This is a genomic window from Maribacter sp. Hel_I_7, assembly GCF_000688315.1.
Taxonomy (GTDB): domain Bacteria; phylum Bacteroidota; class Bacteroidia; order Flavobacteriales; family Flavobacteriaceae; genus Maribacter; species Maribacter stanieri.
The window spans coordinates 1,004,961-1,017,633 of sequence record NZ_JHZW01000003.1 but is presented as its reverse complement, the minus strand read 5'-3'; the positions used below and the strand labels follow the sequence as shown (position 1 = coordinate 1,017,633).

Genomic DNA, 12,673 nt, shown 5'->3' with positions numbered 1-12,673 from the left:
TTTTTAGCACTTTTCCAAGCAAAATACTATCTTACTTCCCTAAACTAATTTATATATGAGGAAGCTTGAGTTGCATTGGCAAATTCTAATAGGAATGTTGGTAGGGGTTTTATTCGCTTTGGCCATGGTTCAGTTAGAATGGGGACCGCAATTTATTTCAGATTGGATTAAACCATTTGGTAACATTTTCATCAACTCTTTAAAGCTTATAGCAGTACCGCTTATCTTAGGTTCCCTAATAAAAGGGGTTTCAGATTTAAAAGATATCTCCAAGCTTTCCCAAATGGGTGGGCGTACCATAGGAATATACATAGCAACAACAGTTATTGCCGTAACTATAGGGTTGGGGGTTGTAAATATTGTTAAACCTGGTGCATCTATAACAGAAGCGACCAGAACAGAACTAGTCGATAATTATAAAGGTGATGCTGATGCTATTAAAACTCAGGCAGAAAAGCAGAGAGAAGCAGGACCATTACAAGCATTAGAAGATTTGGTGCCAAGTAATATATTTAAAGCAGCTTCAGATAATGGTAATATGTTGCAGGTTATTTTCTTTGCAATATTTTTTGGCATCGGTTTAATACTTATACCTGAAGAACAAGCTACACCCGTTAAAAAGTTTTTTGATGGATTCAATGAAGTTATTTTGAAGATGATTGATTTGATAATGTTGGCTGCACCTTTTGGAGTATTCGCTTTATTAGCAGCATTAGTAGTAGAATCGCCAAGTTTAGACTTATTTAAGGCTTTGGCTTGGTACGCTTTCTGTGTATTATTAGGACTCTCGCTAATGCTGGGAGTTTATTTATTATTGGTTTGGGTATTTACGAAAACATCTCCAAATAAATTTATGAAGGGAATGTCGCCAGCTCAATTGCTCGCATTTTCAACAAGTTCAAGTGCTGCTACCTTACCTGTAACTATGGAAAGGGTAGAAGAGCATTTAGGTGTAGATGAAGAAGTGACAAGTTTTGTCTTGCCAATAGGAGCAACCATAAATATGGATGGTACAAGCCTTTATCAGGCTATTGCCGCTGTTTTCATTGCACAAGCATTTGGAATGGATTTAAGTTTGTCTGCACAATTAGGAATTATTGTAACGGCTACTTTAGCTTCTATAGGAAGTGCCGCTGTGCCAGGAGCTGGTATGGTCATGCTAGTTATTGTACTTGCACAGGCAGGTATACCGGAAGCCGGATTAGCTTTGATATTTGCAGTTGATAGACCATTGGATATGTGTAGAACGGTAATCAATGTTTCTGGAGATGCCGCCGTTTCTATGATGGTTGCTAAATCTGTAGATAAACTACACGAACCAAAAGTTAAAAACTGGGACGATAATTATAAAAAGTAATCTTATCTCAATATTTGTATTTACGATATGCAGCAGTGCTGAACATGAACAATCCGTAACAAACTAAACCTAAGGCAACGATGCCTAATAACCATCTGCCATAGACTTGCTCTTGTATAAATGAGAAGGCTTCAGAAGTGCCCTTCAGTTTTTGAGAGGTTGTTCCTCTTAGGTTTATACCGGCTGTTATAAAAAAATAGGAAACAATGCTCGTAACGATTCCTCTGGAAATCAGTCCGGCATAACCAATTCTTTTAATATATTTTCTCTTATTAATAGATGAAATTGATTGTATTTTAAACTTTTTAAGAAAGTCTCCTTTGTAGGCTTTGATAAACTGATATCCACCTTTTAAGCCCAAGCCGATACCAATAATTACAAGTGATACTGAACCGCTAGTACCGGTAAATATGGATTCTTTAGAATTTCCATTACCAGAAAACATACCAATATCCAAAGCGTCAATTATAGCGAATAATCCTAACGCTGCATATATAATTCCGCTAATGGTAAAACCAATTCGTTTTGCAATGATTTTGGGTTTAGAACCCATATCCTCTGGATCTAAAATGCCTTGCAGTAATCGCCATAAAGCATAACATAGTAATCCAAGCCCTAATAAAATTACAATAGCGGCACCAAAATTTTGTTCTTCTAAATAGTCTATGGTAGACAATTTCCCTGCTTTTTGACCTCCCATATTAATAGTTGTTAAAAAGGTTAATATTCCGGTAATGGAATAAACTACACCTTTTGCGATATAACCTATAAAGGCAATTTTTTTCAATTTATTGTTCATGGTCTTTTCTCTTTAAGCTTATCGGCTCCTTCAGTTGCGTCTTGGTAATTTAAATCATCATCTATAACTCCCTTATAAGCTTTGATCCAGGCATTTCTAAATATTCGCGTAACAGTAGGCCAAACTTTTGTTTTTACACTATTCAGGTCACCTTCAATAGGTATTTTAGTAGCCAAGGTATCTTGTTTATGATTTTTTAGTACGAACTTAAAGAAGCCTACAAATCCTTCCCAAAGCGTTTTTAGAAACCCATCTTCTTTACCAATAAGCTTGGCGTTTTTAAGAATGGGCTTAAACGAACCCTTTAAATACCCATCGGCAATAGCAAGCTCGCCAAAAAGATCAAAAGAACCTTCGTCAAAATCAATACCAGCATAGTAATTGGTGAAATCATTTAGAGCTTTTGCGTTAGCATTTTCTAAACTAAAGGTTATATCTATGTCGGGTATCTCCTTTACTAGATTCATATCACCCTTTAATACAACATTGCCGTTACCGATTGAAGTGGCTGTTGCTTGTATATTGGAAGGTAACGTCCTTGTTTTTTCAATGACATTTCTAAGGTTTGACGCGGTAAGTTGAACATTTGATAGATTTAAATCTATATTGGGATCTGCCTGTAATTGTAAAAAAGCAAACTTTCCATTCTCAATGGTTAAACGGTTAATATCAATAGGCACTAAATTAGTAAGTGCTTTAGACCAGTCTTCTGTATTAGCTTGTCCTGTAGTATCTTGTTGTTGATCTTCAAAAACATAGATTATTGTGGGCTCTAGCATTTCTATCTCACTAACTATTCTACCATGAAATAGCGCATTCCATTCAATAGAGATATCCGTTTGTTTAAAGTCTAAGAAAGGAATTTCTGTATTTGCGTTTACGGTATTTAGATACATACCATGAATAGTGTACGCACCTCGGATGATTGATAAGTCGATATCTTTAACTTGACCATAATATCCAGGAATATCTGCTAGAACTTTGTTTACATAATTCTTAATAAAGAAGGGTAGGGAAAGGCGAATTACTATAAGTAAAATTACGATGGTAATAGGTACAAAGTATCTCTTTTTCTTATATCGCTTCCGTTTTACTTTACTCATGATTTTCAATGTTTTAATCAAACATTGAGAAGTTAAGCGATAGATTTAAGAATATCAGTTCAAGAAATGATTAGAGGTAAAAGAATATCTATTCAGATTAAAAGTAGTTGTGGCAATTATAATTTTTAAGAATTAAATGAATTTGTTCTTTAATTCTTGGGTAGGTATCATGCATGACTCTTTTTTACCGTACCATTTATATCTATTCTTGGCAACATAATTGTATACGATATTTCTAAAAGACTCTGGTAGCCATAGTAAAATAACAGATAGCCCATCATACCCTTTCAGTTCTTTACCAATTTCTAAAGCAGCTGTAGATTTTGTGTAGTAGGCAACATTTGGTTCGATAAGTATAATCGAATCAATATCATCAATATCAATATTTCGTTCGTGTAATAGCTTTTTTGCGGTATCACTTTGCAAAGGAGTAAAACGAAAGATGTCGTTAACATCTCGCTTGATTACAAATTGTACAGTGTTGTTGCATAAGTTGCAAACCCCATCAAAAAGAATAATTTTTTTATTTGATTCCACTTTGTAAAATTATTTAATTATTAGCAGGGCAAATCATAAGATTTTTATAATAAATCAAGTACTAAATTTCACTGTAATGTCAAGATGAGCATAGTGTGTTTGTTGTATAAAGATTGAATAAATCGTATACGATTGATTGTAAACGGCTATATTACAGTGTTATTTCTTTTTTTCCACCATTTCTAATTGGTCTACACTAACGTTTGTAGTGAATATGCCATAATTGACAATTGCTTTTCCTTTTTCAAGCGAATCTATACTTCCTACAGCTTTACCATCAAGCATACGAACTCTATCGCCAATTTTAAAAACAGGTTTTGGCTTGTTCTTTTCTTTAAAGATTGCTTTTTTCTTTTCAACCTTCTTTTTCTCTCGAATAACCTTAACCTCTTTTTGAACCTCTTGCGCTACTTTAATTTTTTTAGTTCGTTCTGCTTTAGCTTCGTTTGCTGTTTTCTTTTTGCGCTTACTATTTTCGGTTTCTACAATTCTTAAAAGCTCAGAAACCAATGGGCGTTTTTTGTTATCTTGAAAATATTTGTCCGCCGCTACATTAACTTTGTTGCCCAACAGAATCATACGTTGGTCATGGTCGTAAAGCTCTTGATAATTCTCTAATTTAGATTTTACCTTGGCATTCAATTTCTCTAAACGCTCATTCTCTTCCCTTGCCTTAACTTCCTCTTCTTTAAGTCTAGACCCAGTTTCTGCCATTTTACTGCGCTCTTTCTGCAGTTTGGCAATTGTAGCGTCAAAACGAACCTTACCGCGCTCTATCTTCTTCTTTGCCTTATTTATTAGCGAGTAGGGGATTCCGTTCTTTTGTGCAACTTCAAAAGTAAAAGAGCTACCGGCTTGCCCTAATATTAATTGAAAAGTGGGTTCTAAAGTCTTTCCGTCAAATAACATATTGGCATTCGTTACATGAGGCAATTCATTGGCAAGGGCTTTTAAATTTGCGTAGTGTGTTGTAATAACTCCATATGATCCACGCTCATAAAACACTTCTAAGAAAGCTTCTGCTAACGCTCCACCCAATTCCGGATCACTACCAGTACCAAATTCATCAATTAAGAATAGCGTATTGCTGTCACATCGTTTTAAGAACTGGTTCATGTTCTTAAGGCGGTAACTATATGTACTTAGATGGTTTTCAATACTTTGGTTGTCTCCGATATCCGTTAGTATTTTTTTGAAGAAACAAACTTCACTTCTTTCGTGCACAGGAATTAACATACCGCTTTGAAGCATTACTTGAAGTAAGCCTATGGTCTTTAGGGTAATACTTTTACCACCGGCATTAGGTCCGGAGATGACTATTATCCTGTTTTCATCATGTAACTCAATTGTTTGTGGATATGTCTTTTCTCCTTTACGTTTATTGTTTAAGAACAATAGCGGATGATAGGCATCTCTAAGAAAAAGTCTATTGTTTGAATTAATTTTAGGTAAAAGAGCGTCTATATCTTCTGCGTACTTAGCTTTCGCAGCTATTACGTCAACTTGTGAGAGAAACTCTTGATAGTCTCTTAAAAGAGCTCTAAATGGTCTTATTTGAGCAGTTAATTGCTTAAGTATACGTTGTACTTCTTCTTTCTCTTCAAACTCTAGATTATTAAGCTCTCGACTATACTTTAGGGCGGCCTCGGGTTCTATGTAAACAATGCTTCCGGTCTTTGATGTACCCATTACGGCACCCTTTACCTTTTTGCGGTACATTGCCTTTACCGCTAAAACACGTCTGTTTTCTACCACAGATTCCCTAATTTCATCCAAATAATCAGAAGATTGATAGTTGTTTAAAGCAGAGCCAAAGCTTTGGCTAATTTTTCCACGTACCACATTAATTTGCCTTCTAATCCCAAAAAGCTGATCTGAGGCATTATCCTTTACTTCACCAAAACGATCAATTACATTGTTTATTAAAACCGGAATTTCAGTATTTGGTTCAAGTTTTAAAGCAAAGTCATAAAAAAGAGGGTAGTATTCCTTGAATTTTTTAAAAAACTTCTGATGCTCTGCAACCGTGGTGCAGATACTGGCAATTCTTTTAAAGCCTTGCAGCTCTAGTGTGGTATTCTCAATTTTTAAAAGCTTTAAATCGCCATTTATACTATCAAAACCATGGTTAGGTATGCGATTCTCACTTATTAATGAGGATAGGTATTCAGCTGTTTTTCCCAGCTCAATTTTTATTACTTCTTCAGTTATGTAAGGTGCAATTTCTAATGCTACCGCTTTACCCAATTCTGTATGACAACGAGCGGATACTTGTTTTAATACAGATGGAAATTCTAAGTCTTGTAATGTTTTGGAATGTATGTTAGCCACGTTATGCTTTAATAAGCTGCAAAGGTACGCATTGACATTTAGATTTTGAAAATGCGAACACCTTAGGAATATCAAATTATTGAACGTAAAACAATTGATAATCCCCGACTAAAACTTTTAATGGTTGTAGAAATGATGTTTTAGTAAAGGATTGACTTGTTCTTATGTTAATACTAACTTTGATTTCTTGATGTTTAATGCAAATTTTATGGATATCAATTTGAGTGAAGGTTGGGAGCGTCAGTTAAAAGAAGAATTTGACAAACCTTATTTTAAGGATTTAATGAACTTCGTAGACAAAGAATATGCAGAAAATACCTGCTACCCAAACGCTATGGATATTTTTGCCGCATTCAACCATTGCTCTTTTGAGAACACCAAAGTGGTTATTATAGGTCAGGATCCTTACCATGGACCCAATCAAGCTAATGGGCTATGTTTTTCAGTAAAAGATGGTATAAATCATCCACCATCCTTAATTAACATTTTTAAAGAAATTGAATCTGATACAGGAAAGCAATATCCAGAAAGTGGTAATCTAGAAAGATGGGCAAAACAAGGTGTACTACTTTTAAACGCTACGCTTACAGTTAGAGCCCATGAAGCTGGTAGTCACCAGAAAAAAGGATGGGAAAATTTTACTGACGCTGTAATTTCAATTCTATCAAAGAATAAAGAGCATGTCATATTTATTTTGTGGGGTGGCTTCGCTAAAAAGAAAGCAAAACTTATAGATTCAAAGAAGCACAGTCTATTGTTATCTGGTCATCCATCACCGCTTAGCGCCAATCGCGGATATTGGTTTAATAATCAACATTTTTCATCCTGCAACAAAATATTAGAAGATTTAGGCAATAAAATTATCACGTGGTAAGTTTAGATAATAATAACGCTTTAAATTTAGGTCTTGAATCAACCCAAGATCTGAAAAATAACTTAAATAACAGCTCAAATGAATAACTTAGATAGGCTTAACACCATTTTGTTGGTAGACGATGATGATGCAAGTAACTTTTTACATTCCATTTTCATTAATAAATTGGATATGGATGTAAATATCAATTCGGCTCTAAATGGTCAAGAGGCTATTGATTTTATTCTTGGAAAAGGTCAAGAACAATTGGAATTGCCATGTATGGTCATGTTAGACCTTAGAATGCCAGTGATGGACGGATGGCAATTTATGAAGGCATATGAAGAACTTGTACCTAAAAAATTGAAAAGTCAAATTACTATTGTTCTTGTTACAATAAGTGATAACAAAGAGGATAAAGAGCGTGCTATATCTAATAAGTATATAGCAGACTTCGCACAGAAACCACTTTCTGATGAAACTTTTAAAGCTCTAATTCAAAAGCATTACAGTTTAGCGGCAATTTAATTTATCTTAAAATATCCGATGAAGGTATAATTGAGTCTATTAAATTCAATTCTTTTAACGTAGTTTGAACTTTCGCCAGGGTTTCTTTTGGTAATTGTTTCTGACTCCATTCTGTTAATTGCAGCCATTCTTGTATATCTTCTAATTTTTGATGATATCTATTTGCTAAGGTAGAATCTATTCTAGGTATTTGCTTGAACTCAACGGTATACGTATTGATGATTTCTAGTATATGCTTTAACAATCCGTTGTTTTTCGTTACAAATTCGTTGGTGCCAACTATCATAAAACAAGGCCATGGTGTTGGACAATTACCCAAGTGTTTAAAAGTGCCGTTGTCTACCAATGGTTTTGTTGTAAAGCGCTCCCACATAAAATAATCTGCAGTACCCGATGCCAAACTTTCGACAGCGCCATCTAGATTATTTATTAAATTGAATTTTAATTTTTCGGTGCCCCAGCCCATTTCTGTAGCCTGTACATATGACATTAGGTGACTACCACTACCAAAACGACTAATAGCTGCTATAGTGTCCTTTAAATCTTCTAGAGATGTAAAAGAACTGCTCGCATCGGCATGAATTCCCCAAAGTAGCGGAGATGCTATAAATTCCTGAACAATTTTAACGGCATTCCCTTCGGTTATACTTTTTACTATGCCTTCAGTTAAAATAATCGCTAGGTCGGTCTCTTTATTTTTAAGGAGCTCGCTCATTTTACCGGTTCCTTCGGGTATATCGGTCCATTCTAGGTTTATCCCCCTTTCTTCAAAAGCGCCTTCTTCAATAGCTAAATGCCAAGGAAGATTAAAATGTTCTGGCACTCCAATAATCTTAACGGTTTTCATCTAGTTTGTTTTTAAGGTAATCGTAAATGGCGTATTGCGATCGTATAGGCTTATCGCCTTCTTTTTGTATGACTTTTCGGTTGGAGTTTTCAAGGTCCAATACGCGCGCTTTTTGATTGTCATTAAGTTGAAGGTTCAATATGTGTCTCAGCTCTTCAAAAATATCATTATCTAAAATAGGGGTGAGCACCTCGATTCGGCGATCGAGATTACGGGTCATCCAATCTGCAGAACCAATATACATAAGTTCATTTCCACCATTTTCAAATAGATAAATTCGTCCATGTTCCAAATAGCGATCTATGATGCTGGTAATGAAAATATTGTCTTTCATTCCCGCATTGGGGTCATTGTTCGCTTTGAGGTAACAACAGAATCCTCTAACAATAAGCCTAACATCAACACCTGCATTCACAGCCCTGTAAAGCGCTTTAATCATGTCAGAATCTTCAAGACTGTTCATTTTTGCCGTTATAGCAGCCTTCTTGCCTTCTAAGGCGGCATTGATTTCGTTTTGAATTAGGTTTAGAAATGTTATTCTAGTGGTGAATGGCGAAACCATTAATCGTTTCAGCTTTGGCACAATTAGCTTGCGTTCCAAAACTTGGAATACCTGTCCTAAATCTTTGGTAATTTTCTTGTTTGCAGTAAATAATCCGTGATCACAGTAGATTTTAGAGGTCTTTGCATTAAAATTACCTGTGCCTATATAGGCATATCGTTTTTCAATAGCGCCTTCAGTTCTATAAATCATGGCTATTTTAGAATGCACCTTAACCTGTGGTATGCTAAATATTACCTTGGCACCTTTTTCTTCAAATATGCGACCCCACTTAATATTATTAGCCTCATCAAATCTAGCTTGTGCCTCAACAAATAAGGTAACCTTCTTATTATTATCTAATGCAGTCAAAATAGCATCTGCAAGAGACGATGATTTTGCTATTCGATAAATTGTCATTTTAATGGCGCTGACTTGAGGGTCTGTAGCTGCGGTAGAAAGAAATTCTTCTACAACTTTAAAATCTTGATACGGAAAATGTACCAATTGGTCTTTTTTAGCTATGCTGTCAAAAATATTTTCTGAATAGGATAGCTCTGGATGTGGTAATGCCTGCTTTTCTTGATATTGTAAATGTTCAGTTCCCTTTGGAAGAGGAAAAGAGAAAAAATCCGATAAGTTATGATATGCTCCGCCGGGGGATAGATCCACCTCACCTAATTTGAAATCTTGCTTTAGAGAGTCAACCAGCCAAATAGGCATTGATTCATCATAAAGAAGACGTGTCGCTTGTCCTGAAAGACGTTTATCTAAAGAATTATAGATTTTTTCTACAAGCTCTATATCTGAATAGTCGTCATCTAAATATAATTCAGCATCTCTTGAAAGTTTTATGGAATAGCAATCAGCAACGACCTTGTTTGGAATTAGTTTTTTAATGTTTAGCCTTATAACATCATCTATAAAACAAAATTGATGACCGTTGCCTGGTAAGGTTATAAATCTATTTTGATTTTTGATGGGTATTTCAACAATACTATACTCATTATCAGGGTGGGAAATGGCCAAATAAAGAGCACCATCAGTTAATTCTAAATGCTCTTTGTGAACTTCGCAAGCGTCTTTGATGGATTCATCAAATAATTGTTCTAAAAACTTCTTTTGTACATCAGTAAAATTACTGGTGCTTCGAATATAGATATCATGCTCTTCTAATTCGGCTAACGTTGCTGCTATTACGTTTCCGAACTGTACCTGTTGTTCATTGATAATATTAAGAATATGCTTTAAGGTGCTATTTGCCTTAAACATTAACTTCTTTCGAAGTTTTTTATCAAGTTGTTTTATTTGTCGGAGTTGAGAAACACGTACTTTAAAATACTCATCAAGGTTAGACGAAAATATGGCCAGAAACTTTAAGCGTTCCAATAAAGGAGTGTCTTTGCTTTTGGCTTCAAGTAAAACACGTTCATTAAAGTAGAGCCAATTAATGTCTCTATGCTTCAAGTTGTCTTTTTTCATGTTAAGGTTTCAGTAAAAATAAGAAGTACAACATTAAAATATTGTAAATGTTTGTTAAGCCAACCTTTTCAAGCAAAATTCAATTAGCTTATCAACAGATTCTGTAGGGGTAGTGGAAAATTCACCCGTAGATCTGTTTGCCAAAATACAATTAAGTGATACTGCTTGGTGTCCTAACATCTGGGCAAGCGCGTAAATACCCGAGGTTTCCATTTCAAGATTGGTTAATTGTATGTCATTATAATTAAATGAAGATAATTTTTCCATTAATTCCATTTGACTTGGTTTTATTCTCAACTGGCGCTGTTGTGGTCCGTAAAATCCCGTATTTGTTGCTGTAAAGCCTAATCGTATACGATTGTCACTAAACAATTCACCCAGTTTTTCTGAATAGGAAAGTACATAAGGTCTAGCTTTTTCAGAACTCCAGCCAGTATGAGCTATAAATTCATCTTCAATCTTAGGATGGTTAATCTCATCATGTTCGTAGAAGTGTAACAGTCCGTCAAACCCAATGGAGTATTTGCTAATAAGAAAAGAATCTATAGGTATATCTGGTTGAATGGCGCCACTTGTACCAATTCTTATAATATTGAGCGAAGTATGTTTTTCTTTTAACGCTCTAGTATCAAAATCTATATTGACTAAGGCGTCAAGTTCATTTAATACAATGTCTATATTGTCCGTGCCAATTCCGGTAGAAATCACAGAGATTCTCTTTCCGTTTAAACGACCGGTATGTGTATGAAATTCTCGTTTACCTTTTCTAACCTCTATAGTATCAAAATGACGAGATACCTGATGAACCCTATCTGGGTCTCCTACGGTTATAATAGTTGTTGCAATATCTTCTGGTAATAAATTTAGATGGTAAATACTGCCATCTTCATTTATGATAAGCTCAGCAGGCTTTAGTTGCATGCTATAATTTTAAAATTCGGTTAGTAGTGGTGTTGTAAAGGAAATTATATTTCAACGCACCTCCTAAATACACATCATTATCTTGAATACAAGAGTAATAACTTGTTTTTCCTTCTAAAATCTCTTTTCCTTTCTTGGATAAGCGTACAGGATTTAGACTGGTAATCAACGGTTTTAACCTTGTCAATGCGCGATCATATTGCGTATTGGAAAAACCAAGATTACCTTGATTTTCAAGCAATATGTCCATGTATTCGGTTTTAGACTTCGGTTTCTTGTCAAGTGCAAGTTGCAAAATGGTATTTTCCATTTCGTTTAAACCGTTGTTAATACTAGGAAAACGTTTTAAATGAGATTTAACGGCATTACCTAAATAGTCAAATTGGTAATCGTTAAAATCTGTCAAGTTTTCTAATCGAATAGGGTTATTGCTACAGTATAATTGCCAAACATAATCCGCATATTCTGCATCATCTTGGGTTAAAACTTTCTTATTCTTATAAAGGTCTAAAAGTTGCTCATCAGTAAGCTCATTAAGACTGTACATTTTGTCTGTATCATCTTCTTTTCCACTACATACAAGAGATATTTGAGCATATTTTCGATGTGTTAGCAGCCAACTTATAACGGCAAGCATATTCACTTGACAAAAAAGATCATACTCGAACCAAAGCACGATATGATCTTGTTGTTTATGGTTACATAAAGACCTGTATTCCTTTAAAGTCTTTTCAATAAACCATGATTTAGATACCTTATAGTTTTTATGGAGAAACTCAAAACGAGCTTTCCAAAATGTTTCTGTACCAACTGTCGGCAATGTCTGTCCTTCACATAGCATTTCGCGCCATGTGATGACATCACCACTTAGGTTTAATTTTTGAAGGCGTTCGGTGAAAACATCTCCGTTGGTAATGTGCAAGAGAGAACTCATACCAGGTTTGATTTTAGTTTGATTAGATTAAAAATAACACTTATAACAACGTTATAAAATTATTTAACAGAAAACAAATAGAACTTTTAAAGAAGGCGTTTTTGCAAGGTTATCCGCCTACTCGTTTGACAGAGAAGCCTTTGTCTTTGAGTATTGCCATGATTTTATCCCGGTAATCTCCTTGGATAATAATTTTATCGTCTTTAAAACTACCGCCTACGCTCAATTTGGTCTTCAGTTCTTTCGCTAATTTCTTAAAATCTTCATCTGCGCCAGTATATCCTTCTAAGATTGTAATTGGTTTGCCTTTTCGCTTTTCGTATTTACAAATGATAGGATCATCTTGAAGCCAAATAGATTTTTTAGGCTCGTTCTCTATCGGAGTCTCTTCTAGTTCGTGCTCTGGAAACAAATTTTTTAATTGATCTTTAAGGTCCATA

Annotated in this window: 12 protein-coding genes; 3 read left to right on the top strand and 9 right to left on the bottom strand. The window is 34.9% G+C overall.

Annotated elements, in window-relative coordinates; translation table 11 throughout:
* The first annotated feature begins 55 nt into the window (after nt 1-55).
* Nucleotides 56-1,357, top strand: a complete 1,302-nt coding sequence (locus P178_RS0116120) for a dicarboxylate/amino acid:cation symporter (protein ID WP_027067187.1) — start codon at nt 56-58, stop codon at nt 1,355-1,357.
* 7 nt (nt 1,358-1,364) lie between these two features.
* Here P178_RS0116120 and P178_RS0116115 read toward each other — a convergent pair whose 3' ends face one another.
* The 4 genes from P178_RS0116115 to P178_RS0116100 form a co-directional block, all read right to left on the bottom strand.
* On the bottom strand, nt 1,365-2,156 hold the full coding sequence (locus tag P178_RS0116115) for a DUF1206 domain-containing protein (protein WP_027067186.1): 792 nt from the start codon (nt 2,154-2,156) through the stop codon (nt 1,365-1,367).
* The gene (locus P178_RS0116110; protein ID WP_027067185.1) at nt 2,153-3,259 is read right to left on the bottom strand and encodes a DUF748 domain-containing protein; all 1,107 of its coding nucleotides are present in this window, start codon (nt 3,257-3,259) and stop codon (nt 2,153-2,155) included. Before P178_RS0116110 ends, P178_RS0116115 begins: the two co-directional genes overlap by 4 nt.
* Nucleotides 3,260-3,391: 132 nt before the next feature.
* Nucleotides 3,392-3,796 carry a thiol-disulfide oxidoreductase DCC family protein gene (locus tag P178_RS0116105; RefSeq protein ID WP_027067184.1) on the bottom strand — a complete coding sequence of 135 codons (405 nt, stop codon included), beginning with the start codon at nt 3,794-3,796 and terminating at the stop codon, nt 3,392-3,394.
* A gap of 159 nt (nt 3,797-3,955) precedes the next feature.
* A complete protein-coding gene (locus P178_RS0116100; protein ID WP_027067183.1) occupies nt 3,956-6,127 on the bottom strand; it encodes an endonuclease MutS2 in 2,172 nt (723 codons plus the stop codon).
* A gap of 208 nt (nt 6,128-6,335) precedes the next feature.
* Here P178_RS0116100 and P178_RS0116095 point away from each other — a divergent pair, with 208 nt between their 5' ends.
* Together P178_RS0116095 and P178_RS0116090 are read left to right on the top strand one after the other, a co-directional pair.
* A complete protein-coding gene (locus P178_RS0116095; protein ID WP_027067182.1) occupies nt 6,336-7,001 on the top strand; it encodes a uracil-DNA glycosylase in 666 nt (221 codons plus the stop codon).
* 78 nt (nt 7,002-7,079) lie between these two features.
* On the top strand, nt 7,080-7,508 hold the full coding sequence (locus tag P178_RS0116090) for a response regulator (protein WP_027067181.1): 429 nt from the start codon (nt 7,080-7,082) through the stop codon (nt 7,506-7,508).
* Between the two features lies 1 nt (nt 7,509).
* Here P178_RS0116090 and P178_RS0116085 read toward each other — a convergent pair whose 3' ends face one another.
* The 5 genes from P178_RS0116085 to P178_RS0116065 form a co-directional block, all read right to left on the bottom strand.
* A complete protein-coding gene (locus tag P178_RS0116085) occupies nt 7,510-8,355 on the bottom strand; it encodes a substrate-binding domain-containing protein (protein ID WP_027067180.1) in 846 nt (281 codons plus the stop codon).
* On the bottom strand, nt 8,342-10,378 hold the full coding sequence (gene ppk1 / locus P178_RS0116080; protein ID WP_027067179.1) for a polyphosphate kinase 1: 2,037 nt from the start codon (nt 10,376-10,378) through the stop codon (nt 8,342-8,344). The genes P178_RS0116085 and ppk1 overlap by 14 nt, the downstream gene beginning before the upstream one ends.
* Nucleotides 10,379-10,432: 54 nt before the next feature.
* Entirely contained in the window at nt 10,433-11,299 is an 867-nt protein-coding gene (locus tag P178_RS0116075) for a nucleoside phosphorylase (RefSeq protein ID WP_027067178.1), read from the bottom strand.
* Between the two features lies 1 nt (nt 11,300).
* Entirely contained in the window at nt 11,301-12,233 is a 933-nt protein-coding gene (locus P178_RS0116070; RefSeq protein ID WP_027067177.1) for a DUF1835 domain-containing protein, read from the bottom strand.
* Nucleotides 12,234-12,342: 109 nt separating this feature from the next.
* Nucleotides 12,343-12,672 (bottom strand): translation initiation factor, encoded by a 330-nt coding sequence (locus P178_RS0116065; RefSeq protein ID WP_027067176.1) that lies wholly within the window; start codon nt 12,670-12,672, stop codon nt 12,343-12,345.
* Nucleotide 12,673: the final 1 nt, after the last annotated feature.